Raw genomic sequence first — 17,117 nt, forward strand, 5'->3', positions numbered from 1 at the left:
GGAAACCTGACTGAAGAATCAGCGGATTCTACCAGCCTTTGCGCCCGCCTTTGAGTGCTTACTGACTGACAGTCAGTTTGCCGACCATGCCCGCCTGGTAATGGCCGGGAATGTTGCAGGCAAATTCCAGGTTGGTGGCCTTCGTGAAGGTCCAGGTCAGCTCGGCCGTTTTTCCCGGCTCGACGAGGACACTGTTCGGGTCATCGTGCTTCATCATCCCGTGATCCATGCCTGCCATCGAACCGTGGTCCATTTCCTTCATGCCTGTAGGCGTGAGCATGCCGCTCTGCTGCATCTTCATCATTTCCTGCTGATGACGGGCATGCATCGCCGCATCGCCGAGGTTGAATTCGTGCAACAACTGGCCTTTATTCACCAGCACAAAACGAATCGTCTCACCCGCTTTGATATCGATCGCCTTGGGCGTGAACGACATGTCACCCATCACTACCTCGACACTGCGGGTAGCCTTGGCCGCCGGGGCTGGTTGACCGAAATCGTAGGTCTGCGCCGGCGATGCAAATACCGGCGAGTTCAGCACCAACAAGCAGGCGGCCAGCAACAGAGGTTTGCGCAAAAACATAGTCGTACTCCAACAAGATAAGGTTCAGCCTGTGGAAAACTCTAAACTGTAGCCACTGCCCGCGACCTGACAGCCAAATTACAACTTTGTCAGGTTGGCCTGTATCAACGCTGCCCACGGTATAAAGCCTTCGTTCCACTTGCCTCGAGTTACCCATGAAGCTGCTGATCGTCGAAGACCAACCGAAAACCGGCCACTACCTGCGCCAGGGCCTGACTGAGGCCGGTTTCAACACCGAACTGGCAGCCGACGGCATCACCGGCCAACAACTGGCATTGAGTGGTGATTACGCGTTGTTGATCCTTGATGTGATGCTACCCGGTCGCGATGGCTGGCAAATCCTGCAGGCGGTGCGTGGCGCCGGTCTCGATACACCAGTCCTTTTTCTGACGGCGCGAGATGCGGTTGAGGACAGGGTCCACGGCCTCGAACTCGGCGCAGACGATTACCTGGTCAAGCCGTTCGCCTTTTCCGAATTGCTGGCTCGGGTCCGCAGCCTGTTGCGACGCGGCAGCACTTCGCCTCAGGAAACCAGCCTGCAACTGGCCGACCTGCGGCTGGATTTGATCCGCCGCCGGGTGGAGCGCGGCGGTCAACGCATCGACCTGACCGCCAAGGAGTTCGCCCTGCTGGAAATGCTCCTGCGGCGCCAGGGTGAGGTGCTGCCCAAATCACTGATTGCCTCCCAGGTCTGGGACATGAATTTCGACAGCGACACCAATGTCATCGAGGTCGCGATCCGCCGTTTGCGCCTGAAGATCGACGATGAATTCCCCAACAAGCTGATTCATACCGTGCGCGGCATGGGTTATGTCCTTGAAGAGCGACCTGCCTGATGCGTCGACTCTCGCTGAGCAGTCGCCTGGCGTTGCTGTTTGCGGCCTGTACCGCCGTGGTTTCATTGTTTGCCGGAGTGTTGTTCAGTCGCGCCAGCGAGGCGCACTTCGTCGAACTCGATCAGCAGTTGCTGGACGGCAAATTGATGGGTTTGCGCCGCGCGCTGCATGACGTTCAGCCGAGTGAAAGCGAAGTCAGACTGACGGATGAACTGAGTCGGCAGGCCGACCTGTCGCTGCGAATCACTGGCAGCGATGGCCAGCGCTGGTATGACAGTTCGCCGCACTTGCCCCGGGAATTACCTACCCAGGCGGGTTTGTCCACGGTGAGTAGCGAAAGTACCGACTACCGCGTCCTCAATGCTCCGTTGTATCTCGACAAACCTGACTCACCGCAACTGACCTTGCTGCTGGACATCACCCATCACCAGCACTTTCTGCAACGCATGCAGCGCCTGATCTGGATGACCGTCGGCTTGTCGGCGCTGGCCACCGCGTTGCTCGGTGCGTGGGCGGCACGCAGTGGTTTGCGCCCGTTGCGACGCATGAGCGCGATCGCCAGCGGCGTTTCAGCGCAATCGCTCAATGCCCGGCTGCCCGACGAGAATATGCCGTCGGAGCTCGAGGAATTGGCCCACAGCTTCAACGCCATGCTCGGACGCCTGGACGACTCTTTTCAACGGCTCTCGGCGTTTTCCGCTGACATCGCCCATGAGCTGCGCACGCCGTTGTCGAACCTGCTGACCCACACCCAGGTCACCCTCACCCGCCCTCGGCCTATCGAGGACTACCGCGAAGCGCTGCACAGCAACCTCGAAGAACTGCAATGGATGGCGCAACTGGTCAACGACATGTTGTATCTGGCCAAGGCTGACCATGGGTTGTTGATGCCCAAGCGCGAACCGCTGGAGCTGGCGGGAGAAGTGGATCTGTTGCTGGAGTTTTTTGCGCCGTTGGCGGAGGACGCGCAGGTCAGGTTGAGTCGTGAAGGCAGTGCGCGCATGGAGGGAGATCGCAGCATGTTGCGTCGGGCACTTTCCAATCTGCTGGACAACGCGTTGCGGTTTACACCAGCCGAAGGCGAGGTTCGGGTGCGGATTGTCGATCAGGTCAAAGCCTTGAGTTTGACGGTCGAGAACAGTGGGGACGGGATTGACGGGGCGTTGCTGCCGCGATTGTTTGACCGGTTTTATCGGACCGATCCGGCGCGTCAGGAAGGTAGTAGTGAACATGCGGGATTGGGATTAGCGATCACTCAGTCAATCATCCGCGCCCATGGCGGACAGATTCATTGCGAATCGAATGATGGGTGGACGCGGTTTGTGATTGAGTTGCCAAAGGGAGATTAAGGCCAGCAGAGCCGGCCCCATCGCGAGCAGGCTCGCTCCCACCGTGACCGAGTTGAATCAGATCCAATGGGCGCGAGCCTGCTCGTGACGGCGGTGTAACGACTTACGAATACCGCAACGCGTGTGCTGGCTCGATCTTCGCCGCACGCCAAGCCGGGTAGACCGTCGCCAGGAAGCTCAGGACGAACCCCGCCGAGCAGATCAACAACACATCCCCACCCTGCAACTCCGACGGCAAGTTACTGACGAAATACACGTCAGAACTGAAGATGTGCTGGCCACTGACCCGCTCCATCCACCCCACCAGTTCGCTGACGTTCAGCGCCGCTATCACGCCCAGAACGCCACCGATCAAGGTGCCGACAACCCCGATCACCGTGCCCTGCACCATGAAGATCGCCATGATCTGCCGCGGTGTGGCGCCAATGGTGCGCAGGATCGCGATGTCCGCGCCCTTGTCGTTCACCACCATGATCAACGTAGCGATGATGTTGAACGCCGCCACGGCGACGATCATCAGCAACAGCAGGCCGATCATGGTTTTTTCCATCTTCATCGCACTGAACAGACTGCCCTGGGTGTGGGTCCAGTCATCAGCCTTGTAAGCGGTGCCCAGCCCGCCCGCGATATCGCTGGAGACCTTCGGCGCCGCGTACAAATCCTTCACCGCCAAACGCACGCTCTGCACCTGGTTCGGTTCCCAGTGCTGCATCTGCGCGGCATCGGCGACGTGGATCAGCGCCATCGAGCCATCCAGCTCGGCACCGACCTTGAACACGCCCACCACGTTCAGCCGCTGCATGCGCGGGGTAATGCCGCCCGGTGCGTTGCTGACTTCCGGCACGATCAGGGTGATCTTGTCGCCGACATTCAAGCGGAAACGCCGCGCGGTGATTTCGCCGATCACCACGCCGAACTCGCCCGGTTTCAACGCATCGAGACGGCCCTGAACGATGTGCTGGGCAACGATCGACACCTTGCCTTCCAGCGCGGGATCTACACCGCTGACCTGAATTGGCTGCATCGTGCCTTTATAGGAGAGCATGCCTTCCATCTCGGTGAACGGCACGGCGGCAGTGACTTCCGGGTTTTTCATCGCGGCGGCGGCCACGGGCTGCCAATCGTCGATCGGGTTCACGCCGACGATGGTCGCGTGCGGCACCATACCGAGGATGCGCGAGCTCATTTCGCGCTGGAAGCCGTTCATCACCGACAGCACCACGATCATCGCCAGCACGCCGAGGGCGAGGCCGATCATCGAGGTCATCGAGATGAAGGAAACAAAGCGATTGCGGCGCTTGGCGCGGGTATAGCGCGTGCCGATAAAGATCGATAACGGTCTGAACATTCGCTGGGGCACCGTATAAAAATAAAAGACCCGACGTACTGTTCAGCACGCCGGGTTTCGGCCAATCAGATGGGCGTCAGGCAACCTTCCTGCAAATGCAGGACGCGATCCATCTGGCGAGCCAGGTTCATGTCGTGAGTCACCACCAGGAACGCCGTGCGCATCGAGGTGCTGAGTTCCAGCATCAAATCCTGAATGCCCTGGGCGGTGTGGGAGTCCAGGTTGCCGGTCGGCTCGTCGAGCATCACCAGGCCTGGCTTGTTCACCAGGGCGCGGGCGATGGCAACGCGCTGACGTTCGCCGCCGGACAGTTCAGACGGTTTGTGCTCCAGGCGATGGCCAAGCCCTACCCGCTCCAGCAACGCAGTCGCACGCTGGCGCGCTTCCGGAATCGCAGTCTTGCCGATCAGCAGCGGCATGCAGACGTTTTCCAGCGCGGTGAACTCAGGCAGCAAATGGTGGAACTGGTAGACGAAACCCAGCGACCGGTTGCGCAGCAGGCCGCGATTCTTCTCGCTCAGGGCCGACAGCTCTTCGCCATCGAGCCAGACGCTGCCCTTGGTCGGCGTGTCGAGACCGCCCAACAGGTTGAGCAAGGTACTTTTGCCCGAACCCGAGGTGCCGACAATCGCCACGCGCTCACCCGGATGCAACTCCAGTTGCAGACCGGCCAGCACTTCTACCGACTCCGGGCCTTCCTCGTAGGACTTGCCCAGGTTGCGGCAGCTCAAGATTGCTTTATCACTCATACCCAACTCACTCATAACGTAGCGCCTCCGCAGGCTGGGTGCGCGCGGCACGCCAGGCTGGATACAGGGTGGCGAGGAAACTCAGGACCAACGCGGCGGCGCAGACCATCAACACGTCCTGGCTCTGCACTTGCGACGGCAGGTAATCGATGAAATACACGTCGGCGTTCAGGAATTTGTGGCCGATCAACCCTTCGAGGGCCGAGATCGCAGCGCTGACGTTCAACGCGGCGAAGATCCCGACCACGGCGCCGATCAGCGTGCCGATCACGCCAATGACCGTGCCCTGGACCATGAAGATCGCCATGATCTGCCCCGGCGTTGAGCCCAGGGTTCGCAGAATCGCGATGTCACCCTTCTTGTCGTTCACCACCATCACCAGCGTGGAAATGATGTTGAAGGCCGCGACGGCGACGATCAGCAGCAACAGCAGGCCGATCATGGCTTTTTCCATGCGGATCGCCTGATACAGATTGCCGTGGGTACGGGTCCAGTCGCGGGCGTAGAAATGGTCCTCACCGAGTTGCTGGGCGATATTCCACGCCGTGCGCGGGGCCTGGAACAGGTCATCGAACTTCAGGCGGATGCCCTGGACCTGATCCGGCTTCCAGCGATGCATTTTCGCCAGATCCTGCAGGTTGGTGACACCCAGGTACCCGTCGATCTCACCGGCGCCGACATGGAAAATGCCGACCACGGTAAAGCGTTTCATGCGCGGGAACATCCCGGCCGGGGTCACCGTGACTTCCGGTGCCACGAATGTCAGCTTGTCGCCAACCGCGGCGCCAAGCTTGGCGGCCGCCTTGTCACCGATGACAATGCCGAAGCTGCCCGGCGTGAGGTCGTCGAGTTTGCCCTGCTGCATGAAGTTATCAATGATCGAGACCTGGCGTTCCAGCGCAGGGTCGATGGCATTGAGCAGGACTTTGGAGACCTTGCCGTTGTTGGTCAGCAAACCCTGCATCTGGGTGAACGGCGCAACGGCCGTCACCTGCGGGTTCTGCTTGACCTTGGCGGCCAGGCTTTGCCAGTCGCTGATCGGTTCACCGGACTCGATGGTCGCGTGGGGCACCATGCCCAGCACGCGGGTGCGCATCTCATGATCGAAGCCGTTCATGACCGAAAGCACGACGATCATCACGACCACGCCGAGGGCGAGTCCGATCATCGAGGTCAGGGAAATGAATGACACAAAATGATTGCGGCGCTTTGCACGGGTATAACGCGTGCCAATAAATACGAAGAGAGGTCTGAACATGTCGGGGCTTGTTCGGAGGGAAAAGGAACGTCCTTGTGGCGGGGGTCGATAACCAGCTTTACACTCAGACCACCGCCGCTACCATGGGTTCGCCATGTCGACATTAGATGAAGAAGATCGCCGCGAATACTACCGTATCGAGGACACGATCGCACTGGAAATTCGGCCCCTGTCCGCTCCCGAAGCCGCAGGCCAGGAAGTGTTGCAGGATGCTTCCCCACTGTTCAACTTGCTCAGCGAACTGCACCTGAGCGAATTCGAGTCGCAACACCTGCTGCGCCAGATCAGTGAGCGCGACCGCAACCTCGCTGCCTTCCTGAAATCCCAGAACAAACGCATCGATCTGCTGAGCCAGGTGATCGCCATCACCGTACTCGGGCAGATCGGCGAGCCGCAGCCGGTGATCATTTCCGAAGGCGGTATCGACTTCCAGCACCCGACGCCCATCGCCGTGGGCGCGCACCTGTCGGTCAAACTGGTGCTGATGCCGCAAGCCCTCGGCCTGTTGCTGCGGGCCAAGGTCACGCATTGCGATCGCAAGGCTGGCGCCTACGACGTTGGCACCGAGTTCGAATACCCGACCGACGCCCAGCGCCAATTGCTGGCCCGCTACATTTTGCAGAAGCAGGCCCAGGAACGACGTCTGGCCCGCGAAAACGAATCAGGCATTTAATTTAAGGAAGAACCGTGACCCTCATCTACGGCCATCGCGGCGCCAAGGGCGAAGCACCGGAAAACACGCTGACCAGTTTCCAGCAATGCCTCAAGCATGGCGTGCGCCGCTGTGAACTGGACCTGCACCTGTCCATGGACAACGAGTTGATGGTCATCCACGACCCGACACTCAAGCGCACCACCGACCGACGCGGCAAGGTCGTCGAGCACACGGCGGCCGAGCTGGTGACCTACGACGCACGCAAGGGCGGGCCGGGCTGGATCAAGCCTTGCCCGATCCCCACGCTGGAAGAGTTGTTCGAGAAATGCGATTTCGAGCATTGGCAGCTGGAAGTCAAAAGTGCATCTCGCACCCGTGCCGCGACGACCGTACTGGCGATACGCGAAATGGCTCAGCGTTTCGGCCTGCTCGACAAGGTCACGATCACATCGAGTTCACGCGAAGTGCTGAAAGCCGCGCTGGACCTGGTGCCGGACGTGTCTCGTGGATTGGTGGCTGAATATGCATGGCTCGACCCGTTGAAAGTCGCCCAGAGTTACGGCTGTGAGATTCTGGCGCTGAACTGGACCCTGTGTACGCCGGAACGCCTGCAGAAGGCGCAGCGTCAGGGGCTGCATGTGTCGGTATGGACAGTCAACGAGCCCGCGCTGATGCGCAGACTCGCCGACTTCGGCGTTGACAGCCTGATTACAGACTTTCCCGGTTTGGCCAGCGCCACCCTCGAGAATTGCTGAAATCGGTCTCCCCGGCCGGCTCAGGCCACCGGCCGGAGCCACTCAAAAAAGCCGGTTGAGGCCATCGTAAGCCGCTACCCGATAGGCTTCGGCCATGGTCGGGTAGTTGAACGTCGTGTTGACGAAGTACTTCAGGGTGTTCAGTTCGCCCGGCTGGCTCATGATCGCCTGACCGATGTGAACGATCTCCGAGGCCTGATAACCGAAGCAGTGAACGCCCAGCACTTCCAGGGTCTCGCGGTGGAACAGGATTTTCAGCATGCCCTGGGGCTCGCCGGCAATCTGTGCACGCGCCATGCCCTTGAAGAACGCCTTGCCCACTTCGTAGGGCACCTTGGCCTGAGTCAGCTCCTGCTCGTTCTTGCCGATCGAGCTGATCTCCGGAATGGTGTAGATACCGGTCGGCACGTCGTTGACGAAGCGCCAGCTGTTGTTATCGACGATGCTGCCAGCGGCCGAACGACCCTGGTCGTGGGCGGCACTGGCCAGGCTCGGCCAGCCGATCACGTCACCGGCACCGTAAATGTTCGGTACGCAGGTGCGATAGGCTTCGTCGACTTCGATCTGGCCACGGCTGTTGACCTTCACACCGATGTTTTCCAGACCCAGCTGGTCGGTGTTGCCGGTACGACCGTTGCACCAGAGCAAGGCATCGGCCTTGATCTTCTTGCCGGACTTGAGGTGCAGGATCACGCCGCTGTCCACGCCTTCGACGCGGTCGTAGTCTTCGTTGTGGCGAACCGTGATGTTGTTGTTGCTGAAGTGGTAGCTCAGGGCCTGGGAAATTTCCGAGTCCAGGAAACTCAGCAACTGACCGCGGTTGTCCACCAGTTCAACCAGCACACCCAGGCCACTGAAGATCGACGCGTATTCGCAACCGATCACGCCAGCGCCGTAAACGATGAGTTTGCGCGGGGTGTGGCCGAGGCTGAGGATGGTGTCGCTATCGTAGATGCGCGGGTGATGGAAATCGATGTCCGCCGGGCGATAGGGACGCGAGCCGGTGGCGATGATGATGTGCTTGGCCACCAGTTTTTCGACCACACCGTTGGCGCAGACCACTTCGATGGTTTGCTCGTCGGCGAAGCTGCCGGTGCCAAAGAACACGTCGACGCGATTACGGGCGTAGTAGCCGGTGCGCGAGGCGACTTGTTTGGAAATGACTTTTTCGGCGCTTTTCAGCACGTCCGGAAACGAGAACCAGCGCGGCTCACCAATGGCCCGGAACATCGGGTTGGTGTTGAACTGCATGATCTGCCGGACCGAGTGACGCAGTGCCTTGGACGGGATGGTACCCAGGTGGGTGCAGTTGCCGCCGACCTGGCGACGGCTATCGACCATCGCCACCTTGCGCCCTGCTTTGGCGGCGTTCATTGCCGCGCCTTCTCCCGCCGGGCCGGAACCCAGTACCACCACGTCGTAGTTGTAGACAGCCATGCGTACTCCTCAGAACAGGCCGCAGTGCCCTCGGCACCTGCGGCTAAATCACGCCGATCTGTGGCGTGAAGGAACAATTTGGGGCCAATGCAGAACCCGGACACAGTCTATAGAAGCGTCAACGCCGGGCACATTAACCCTTGGTCGCGTCGTAGGCTAGTTTTGCCTGCACTACAACGCCAGTCTTCGATGCGCGAACCGTCGCAATCATTCAGTTTTGCCGCCACTGAGGCGCTCAAAAGCCTGATTGGTTCGTGTGACGAAACCTGTATCGGCACGGATCACAAAAAATGCGCCGATATCGTGTTTTTCTGCGTAGTCCCAACCGCGCTCCGGTCCGAGAATCAGCAACAGCGTCGATAAGCCATCGGCCATTAACGCTGAAGGATTAATCACTGTGACCGACGCCAGGGTGTGTGAGACCGGCGCACCGGTGCGGGCATCGAAGGTGTGGGAATAGCGCCGACCGTCCTGCTCGAAATAGTTACGGTAGTCGCCGGAAGTGGACACTCCGTAGCCGTCGACAACAATCACACGTTCGGCCACTTGCCGATCATCCCGAGGCTCTTCCAGAGCGATGCGCCATGGCGAGCCGTCGTGTTTCTTGCCGGCCGCCTTGAGTTCGCCGGTGACCTCGACCAGGTAGCTGCGGATGCCCATCGCTTCGAGTTTTTCGGCAATGGTATCGACGGCGTAACCGGCGGCGATGCTGTTGAAGTCGACTTCGACGGCGGCGTCCTTGCACAGCTGATCGCGATCGATGCGCAGGTGTTGGTAGCCAACCCTCTGCCTTACTTCGGCGAGCGACTGGGCGGTGGGGACTTTTTCCTCACGGGCTTGCGGGCCGAACCCCCAGAGATTGAGCAGCGGTTCCACAGTCAGGTCGTAGGAGCCTTCGCTTTGTTCCGACAGCAGCTGAGCAACGCGGATCAGTTTGAGGATCGGCGCGGGCATTTTCTGACAGCGATTGGCAGGGAGATCGTTGAAGCGCTCGACGTCCGAATCGCTGCGGTAGGTCGAGAATTGTCGATCCACTTCAGCGAGGATATTTTCTACTTCAGCCTGCACCGCTTTCGGCGCGAGCGTGTAGGAATGCCTCACGTATTGAATGGAATAACGACTGCCCATGGCTGGGCCGTCGAAGCGTTCCAGACTGTCGCCGTTGCCACAACCGGACAAAACACCGACCAGCATCACAATCCCAGTCCACCGTCCAGTTAACAAATCTTCATCCCCCCCAAAACCGCGCCCGCCATTATGGGCTTCAGAGCGCATGGGAGCCAGACCTGCCTCATCTGCCTGTCAGACGCAAAACCTGTGGGAGCCTCACTTCGCCACACAGGCTCGTGCAAGTGCAGCGCGTTCAAACAAGACGTACCAGAGTGAGTATCTACAAATGTCCTCCAACACGAGCAAAGGCAAGGCGATTTTTCGCGTTGTCAGCGGTAACTTTCTCGAAATGTTCGACTTTATGGTCTACGGCTTTTACGCCACGGCCATCGCGAAAACGTTCTTTCCTGCCGACAGCGCTTTCGCCTCCCTGATGTTGTCGCTGGCCACTTTCGGTGCTGGATTCCTGATGCGCCCGCTGGGCGCGATTTTCCTCGGCGCCTACATCGACCGTCATGGCCGCCGCAAAGGCCTGATCATCACCCTCGCAATGATGGCTGCCGGCACGGTGCTGATTGCCTGCGTGCCGGGTTACGCCACCCTTGGCGTGGCCGCGCCGCTGCTCGTGCTGTTCGGCCGCCTGCTGCAAGGCTTCTCGGCCGGCGTGGAACTGGGCGGCGTGTCGGTGTACCTGGCAGAGATTTCCACGCCGGGTCGCAAGGGCTTCTTTGTCAGTTGGCAATCCGCCAGTCAGCAAGCCGCGGTGGTGTTCGCCGGTCTGCTGGGAGTCGGTTTGAACCATTGGCTCAGCCCCGAAGAAATGGGTGACTGGGGCTGGCGTGTTCCATTCCTGATCGGCTGCATGATTGTGCCGGTGATTTTCGTGATTCGTCGTTCGCTTGAAGAAACCCCGGAATTCCAGGCGCGCAAACACCGCCCTACCCTGCGGGACGTCGTCCGCTCGATCAGTCAGAACTTTGGCATCGTCATCGCCGGCATGGCATTGGTGGTGATGACCACCGTGTCGTTCTACCTGATCACCGCCTACACCCCGACCTTCGGCAAAGCCGAATTGCATCTGTCGGATCTGGATACGTTGCTGGTGACGGTCTGTATCGGTCTGTCGAATTTTTTCTGGCTGCCTGTCATGGGTGCCGTGTCCGACAAGATCGGGCGCAAACCCCTACTCCTGGCGGCGACCATTCTGGCGATCCTTACGGCCTACCCTGCCCTGTCATGGCTGGTGGCGAACCCGAGCTTCAGCCATTTGCTGATCGTCGAGTTGTGGCTGTCGTTCCTGTACGGCTCGTACAACGGCGCCATGGTAGTGGCGCTGACCGAGATCATGCCGGTGGAAGTTCGTACCACCGGCTTCTCCCTGGCCTACAGCCTGGCGACTGCAACGTTCGGCGGGTTTACACCCGCGGCGTGTACGTACTTGATCCATGTGCTGGACAACAAGGCAGCGCCGGGGATCTGGCTCACTGGCGCGGCGGTGCTGGGGTTGATTGCGACGCTGGTGTTGTTCAAAGGCAATCGGCATGAACTGCGGACTGCGCAAGCCGCGGTGGTCGGCGGCGCCTGACAAATCGCTTTCGCGGGCAAGCCTCGCTCCTACAGGTCATTTGCCAGTTTTGAGCGGGCGCATGCCCGCGTAAAGGCCGGCACAAACCACACCTCTGGAAACTGACAAATTGCACAAACAAAAACGCCCCGACCAAAGTCGGGGCGTTTTCATGTGCAGCTAAGGCTTAGCGCGGGAATGCTGGCGGGTTTACACCGGCCATGTCTTCCATCACGCGAACCACCTGGCAGCTGTAACCGAACTCGTTGTCGTACCAGACGTACAGAACAACGCGGTTGTCTTGGGTGATGGTCGCTTCAGCATCCACAACGCCTGCGTGGCGCGAGCCAACGAAGTCAGTGGACACCACTTCCTGCGAATTGACGTAGTCAATTTGCTTATGCAGATCGGAGTGCATGGCCATCTGGCGCAGGTACTCGTTGATCTCTTCACGAGTGGTGGCTTTCTCAAGGTTCAGGTTGAGAATGGCCATCGACACGTTTGGCGTCGGAACGCGGATCGCGTTACCGGTCAGCTTGCCGGCCAGCTCAGGCAGTGCCTTGGCAGCAGCAGTGGCAGCACCGGTCTCGGTGATCACCATGTTCAGCGCGGCACTACGGCCACGGCGATCGCCTTTGTGGAAGTTGTCGATCAGGTTCTGGTCGTTGGTGTACGAGTGAACGGTTTCAACGTGACCATTTACGATGCCGAACTTGTCGTTCACAGCTTTGAGCACCGGCACGATGGCGTTGGTGGTGCAGGAAGCGGCGGAAACGATCTTGTCGTCAGCAGTGATATCACCGTGGTTGATGCCGTGAACGATGTTCTTCAGCTTGCCTTTACCCGGCGCGGTCAGAACAACGCGGTCGATACCTGGGCAAGCCAGGTGTTGACCCAGGCCCTCGGCGTCACGCCAAACACCGGTGTTGTCCACCAGCAGGGCGTCTTTGATGCCGTACTGGGTGTAATCCACTTCAGTCGGATTTTTCGCGTAGATCACCTGGATCAGGTTGCCGTTGGCGGTGATGGTGTTGTTGGCTTCATCAATAGTGATGGTGCCATCGAACGGACCATGAACCGAGTCACGACGCAGCAGGCTTGCACGCTTGACCAGATCGTTCTCGGCGCCCTTGCGGACAACGATGGCGCGCAGACGCAGGCCGTCGCCACCACCGGTTTTCTCGATCAGGATGCGCGCCAGCAGACGGCCGATACGACCGAAGCCGTACAGGACAACGTCGGTGCCTTTGCGAGCGGAAACGTTCTGCTGACCAACGACATCAGCCAGTTCTTCGCGGACGAACTGCTCGGCAGTGCGGCCATTGCCTTCGGCTTTGAACTTGACCGCAAGCTTGCCCAGGTCAACCGAAGCGGCGCCGAGCTTGAGCTCGCTCATCGCCTTGAGCAGCGGGAATGTTTCGTGGACGGACAATTCGCTGTCATCGGACTGACGATGACGAGCAAAGCGGTGAGCTTTGAGAATCGCAATGACTGAACGATTGATCAGGCTGCGGCCATAGATCGAGCTCACCACGTTGTTATTGCGGTAGAGCTGACCGATAAGCGGAATCATCGCTTCTGCGAGTGCTTCACGGTCGATCCATTCACCAAGACACTGGTCGGGCTTCTGAGTCACGGGAACCTTCCACATGTAGGGGCAGAAAAAAGGGGCTACATTATGCCGCCGAGTGCCTCCCGTAGCAATGCGCGCCTGTCGTGCGATCCGTAACAAAATCGAGTTCAAAAAAATCACGCAGCGACGCAGCCCAGTAAAACCGGGGCTTTCAGCGCAGTCAATTTTTTGGAGATACCGCTGTCTTATCCGTAACCCTCCGTAACACCCGGTCGTTTTGCCACTACATAATCATCAATTTCTGGTAAAAAACCGGCGAATTTTGTCTTTACCACTACATTTCGCCAAACCTGCGTAATAGACACAGTCTGCAACTGACAGGCGGCACCCGGGGCCGCTACAATTACCGACTTTGTCGCAACGCTTGGAGCTCAACCTTCCGTGCCCGTTCTGCGTCTACCGCTTCTCCCTGCCGCGGCAGGTAAACAGCACTGGGGCAATCTGCCCGGTGCCGCCCTTAGCCTGGCCATCGCCGAGGCTGCCAGCGCTGCCAAGCGCTTTACCCTGCTGCTGACCGCCGACAGCCAAAGTGCCGAACGGCTGGAACAGGAGCTGAGTTTCTTCGCCCCGGATTTGCCTGTGCTGCATTTCCCGGACTGGGAAACCCTGCCTTACGATCTGTTTTCACCCCACCAGGACATCATTTCCCAGCGCATCGCGGCCTTATATAGGTTGCCGGAGCTGAGCCATGGCGTATTGGTCGTGCCGATCACCACCGCGCTGCACCGCCTCGCGCCGACCAAATTCCTGCTAGGCAGCAGCCTGGTGCTGGACGTTGGCCAGAAGCTCGACGTCGAGCAAATGCGCACCCGACTTGAAGCCAGTGGCTATCGCTACGTCGACACGGTGTACGAGCACGGCGAGTTCACGGTGCGCGGCTCGCTGATCGACCTGTTCCCGATGGGCAGCAAACTGCCCTTCCGTATCGACTTGTTCGACGACGAAATCGAAACGCTGCGTACCTTCGACCCGGAAAACCAGCGCTCCATCGATAAAGTCGACACCGTTCGCCTGCTGCCCGCGCGGGAATTCCCGCTGCAGAAAGATGCGGTCACCCGCTTCAAGGCACGCTTTCGCGAGCGTTTCGATGTCGACTTCCGTCGCTGCCCGATCTTTCAAGACCTGAGCAGCGGGATTACACCGGCCGGTATCGAGTACTACCTGCCGCTGTTCTTCGACGAAACCTCGACGCTGTTCGATTACCTGCCCCAGGACACACAAGTGTTTTCTCTGCCGGGCATCGAGCAGGCAGCGGAAAACTTCTGGAACGACGTGCGCAATCGCTACGAAGAACGCCGCGTCGATCCGTCCCGTCCTTTATTACCTCCGGCCGAACTGTTCCTGCCGGTGGAAGACTGCTTTGCGCGCCTGAAGAACTGGCCGCGGGTAGTGGCCAGTCAACAGGACGTGGAAACCGGCGTCGGTCGCGAGCGCTTCCCGGCGCGCGAACTGCCGAACCTGGCCATCGAAGCCAAGGCCACCCAGCCGTTGGCGGCGCTGGCCGGTTTCCTCGACGAGTTCCCCGGGCGCGTGCTGTTTACCGCCGAGTCCGCGGGTCGTCGTGAAGTGCTGCTGGAATTGCTCGAACGCCTGAAGCTGCGACCGAAAACCGTCGACAGCTGGCCGGACTTTGTCGCAAGCAAGGAGCGATTGGCGATCACCATCGCGCCGCTCGACGAAGGCCTGGTACTCGACGACCCGGCCCTGGCGCTGGTGGCCGAAAGCCCGTTGTTCGGTCAGCGGGTGATGCAACGTCGTCGCCGCGAAAAACGCGCCGATGCCAACAACGATGCAGTCATCAAGAACCTTACCGAGTTGCGCGAAGGCGCGCCGGTGGTGCATATCGATCACGGCGTCGGTCGCTACCTGGGTCTGGCGACCCTGGAAATCGACGATCAGGCTGCCGAGTTCTTGACCCTGCAATACGCAGAGGGCGCCAAGCTCTACGTGCCAGTGGCCAACCTGCACCTGATTGCTCGCTACACCGGTAGCGACGATGCCCTGGCCCCGCTGCACCGCCTCGGCTCGGAAACCTGGCAGAAAGCCAAACGCAAAGCCGCCGAGCAAGTGCGCGACGTCGCGGCCGAGCTGCTCGACATCTATGCCCGTCGCGCCGCTCGCGAAGGTTATGCCTTCGAAGACCCGAAAGCCGACTACGCAACCTTCAGTGCCGGTTTCCCGTTCGAAGAAACCCCGGATCAGCAAACCACCATCGACGCCGTCCGCGCCGACATGCTGGCACCGAAGCCGATGGACCGCCTGGTCTGCGGCGACGTGGGCTTCGGCAAGACCGAAGTGGCGATGCGCGCGGCGTTCATTGCGGTGCATGGCGGTCGCCAGGTGGCGATCCTGGTGCCGACTACCCTGCTCGCCCAGCAGCATTACAACAGCTTCCGCGACCGCTTCGCCGACTGGCCGGTGAGCGTGGAAGTGATGAGCCGCTTCAAGTCGACCAAGGAAGTCAACGCTGCAGTGGCGGACCTCGCCGAAGGCAAGATCGACATCGTCATCGGCACGCACAAGTTGCTGCAGGACGACGTGAAAATCAAAAACCTCGGGTTGGTCATCATCGACGAAGAGCATCGTTTTGGTGTCCGTCAAAAAGAACAGCTCAAGGCCCTGCGCAGTGAAGTCGACATTCTTACCCTGACCGCCACGCCGATTCCGCGCACGCTGAACATGGCGGTGTCGGGCATGCGCGACCTGTCGATCATTGCCACGCCGCCAGCCCGTCGCCTGTCGGTGCGGACCTTCGTCATGGAGCAGAACAAGAGCACGGTCAAAGAGGCCCTGCTGCGTGAGTTGCTGCGCGGCGGTCAGGTCTATTACCTGCACAACGATGTGAAGACCATCGAGAAGTGCGCCGCCGACCTCGCCGAACTGGTGCCGGAAGCGCGGATCGGCATCGGCCACGGGCAGATGCGCGAACGCGATCTCGAACAGGTGATGAGCGACTTTTACCACAAGCGCTTCAACGTGCTGATTGCCTCGACCATCATCGAGACCGGCATCGACGTGCCGAGCGCCAACACCATCATCATCGAGCGTGCCGACAAATTTGGCCTGGCGCAGCTGCACCAATTGCGCGGTCGCGTCGGTCGCAGTCACCACCAGGCTTACGCTTATTTGCTGACCCCGCCACGCCAGCAGATCACTCCCGACGCCGAAAAACGTCTGGAAGCGATCGCCAACACCCAGGACCTCGGCGCAGGCTTCGTGCTCGCCACCAACGACCTGGAGATCCGTGGCGCCGGCGAACTGCTGGGCGACGGTCAGAGCGGTCAGATCCAAGCGGTCGGTTTCACCCTGTACATGGAAATGCTCGAACGCGCGGTGAAGTCGATCCGCAAGGGCGAACAACCGAACCTTGATCAACCGCTGGGCGGTGGTCCGGAAGTCAATCTGCGCGTCCCGGCGTTGATTCCCGAAGCCTACTTGCCGGACGTGCATGCCCGACTGATTCTCTACAAACGCATTGCCTCGGCCACCGATGAGGAAGGCCTCAAAGACCTGCAAGTGGAGATGATCGACCGTTTCGGCCTGCTGCCGGAACCGACGAAGAACCTGATGCGCATCACGGCGTTGAAGTTGCAGGCCGAACTGCTGGGCATCAAGAAAATCGACGGCGGCCCGCAGGGCGGCCGGATCGAGTTCGCCGCGCAGACGCCGGTCGACCCGCTGACCCTGATCAAACTGATCCAGGGCCAGCCCAAACGCTACAAATTCGAAGGTGCCACGATGTTTAAATTCATGGTCCCGATGGAGCGCCCGGAAGAGCGCTTTAATACTGTAGAGGCGCTGCTTGAGTGCCTCATTCCGAAAACTGCTTGAAGGACGCCG

13 protein-coding genes are annotated in these 17,117 nt (G+C 59.9%); 6 read left to right on the plus strand and 7 right to left on the minus strand.

Annotated features, from left to right (window positions below; translation table 11 throughout):
• Nucleotides 1-58: 58 nt before the first annotated feature.
• On the minus strand, nt 59-583 hold the full coding sequence (locus FBY01_RS01875) for a plastocyanin/azurin family copper-binding protein (RefSeq protein ID WP_145305965.1): 525 nt from the start codon (nt 581-583) through the stop codon (nt 59-61).
• A gap of 155 nt (nt 584-738) precedes the next feature.
• Here FBY01_RS01875 and FBY01_RS01880 point away from each other — a divergent pair, with 155 nt between their 5' ends.
• Both FBY01_RS01880 and FBY01_RS01885 read left to right on the plus strand, forming a co-directional pair.
• A complete protein-coding gene (locus tag FBY01_RS01880) occupies nt 739-1,419 on the plus strand; it encodes a heavy metal response regulator transcription factor (protein ID WP_145305963.1) in 681 nt (226 codons plus the stop codon).
• Nucleotides 1,419-2,768 (plus strand): heavy metal sensor histidine kinase, encoded by a 1,350-nt coding sequence (locus FBY01_RS01885; RefSeq protein ID WP_145305961.1) that lies wholly within the window; start codon nt 1,419-1,421, stop codon nt 2,766-2,768. The genes FBY01_RS01880 and FBY01_RS01885 overlap by 1 nt, the downstream gene beginning before the upstream one ends.
• 103 nt (nt 2,769-2,871) lie before the next feature.
• On the opposite strand, the gene FBY01_RS01890 is transcribed toward FBY01_RS01885, so the two are convergent.
• The 3 genes from FBY01_RS01890 to FBY01_RS01900 all read right to left on the minus strand — a co-directional run bounded on the left by FBY01_RS01890 (nt 2,872) and on the right by FBY01_RS01900 (nt 6,123).
• A complete protein-coding gene (locus FBY01_RS01890; protein ID WP_145305959.1) occupies nt 2,872-4,116 on the minus strand; it encodes a lipoprotein-releasing ABC transporter permease subunit in 1,245 nt (414 codons plus the stop codon).
• 65 nt (nt 4,117-4,181) lie between these two features.
• Nucleotides 4,182-4,865, minus strand: a complete 684-nt coding sequence (gene lolD, locus FBY01_RS01895; RefSeq protein ID WP_167360488.1) for a lipoprotein-releasing ABC transporter ATP-binding protein LolD — start codon at nt 4,863-4,865, stop codon at nt 4,182-4,184.
• A 7-nt stretch (nt 4,866-4,872) separates the two neighbouring features.
• Nucleotides 4,873-6,123, minus strand: coding sequence for a lipoprotein-releasing ABC transporter permease subunit (locus FBY01_RS01900; RefSeq protein ID WP_010456317.1), 1,251 nt, complete (start codon nt 6,121-6,123; stop codon nt 4,873-4,875).
• A 94-nt stretch (nt 6,124-6,217) separates the two neighbouring features.
• Here FBY01_RS01900 and FBY01_RS01905 point away from each other — a divergent pair, with 94 nt between their 5' ends.
• The gene (locus FBY01_RS01905; protein ID WP_010456319.1) at nt 6,218-6,796 is read left to right on the plus strand and encodes a PilZ domain-containing protein; all 579 of its coding nucleotides are present in this window, start codon (nt 6,218-6,220) and stop codon (nt 6,794-6,796) included.
• A 14-nt stretch (nt 6,797-6,810) separates the two neighbouring features.
• Nucleotides 6,811-7,533 (plus strand): glycerophosphodiester phosphodiesterase family protein, encoded by a 723-nt coding sequence (locus FBY01_RS01910; protein WP_010456321.1) that lies wholly within the window; start codon nt 6,811-6,813, stop codon nt 7,531-7,533.
• 42 nt (nt 7,534-7,575) lie between these two features.
• Here the strand turns inward: FBY01_RS01910 and sthA are convergent, their stop codons facing one another.
• Together sthA and FBY01_RS01920 are read right to left on the minus strand one after the other, a co-directional pair.
• The gene (gene sthA, locus FBY01_RS01915; RefSeq protein ID WP_010456323.1) at nt 7,576-8,970 is read right to left on the minus strand and encodes a Si-specific NAD(P)(+) transhydrogenase; all 1,395 of its coding nucleotides are present in this window, start codon (nt 8,968-8,970) and stop codon (nt 7,576-7,578) included.
• Nucleotides 8,971-9,177: 207 nt separating this feature from the next.
• On the minus strand, nt 9,178-10,164 hold the full coding sequence (locus FBY01_RS01920) for an FAD:protein FMN transferase (RefSeq protein WP_145305957.1): 987 nt from the start codon (nt 10,162-10,164) through the stop codon (nt 9,178-9,180).
• A gap of 202 nt (nt 10,165-10,366) precedes the next feature.
• Between FBY01_RS01920 and FBY01_RS01925 the strand changes: the two genes are divergently transcribed.
• Nucleotides 10,367-11,665, plus strand: a complete 1,299-nt coding sequence (locus FBY01_RS01925; protein ID WP_145305955.1) for an MFS transporter — start codon at nt 10,367-10,369, stop codon at nt 11,663-11,665.
• Between the two features lie 166 nt (nt 11,666-11,831).
• On the opposite strand, the gene FBY01_RS01930 is transcribed toward FBY01_RS01925, so the two are convergent.
• Nucleotides 11,832-13,295 carry a glyceraldehyde-3-phosphate dehydrogenase gene (locus tag FBY01_RS01930; RefSeq protein ID WP_042932690.1) on the minus strand — a complete coding sequence of 488 codons (1,464 nt, stop codon included), beginning with the start codon at nt 13,293-13,295 and terminating at the stop codon, nt 11,832-11,834.
• A gap of 363 nt (nt 13,296-13,658) precedes the next feature.
• On the opposite strand from FBY01_RS01930, the gene mfd reads away from it, so the two are divergent.
• A complete protein-coding gene (mfd, locus tag FBY01_RS01935) occupies nt 13,659-17,108 on the plus strand; it encodes a transcription-repair coupling factor (RefSeq protein ID WP_145305953.1) in 3,450 nt (1,149 codons plus the stop codon).
• The last annotated feature ends 9 nt before the right edge of the window (nt 17,109-17,117 follow it).

This window comes from Pseudomonas sp. SJZ077, from assembly GCF_007993905.1.
Classification (GTDB): Bacteria; Pseudomonadota; Gammaproteobacteria; order Pseudomonadales; family Pseudomonadaceae; genus Aquipseudomonas; species Aquipseudomonas mandelii.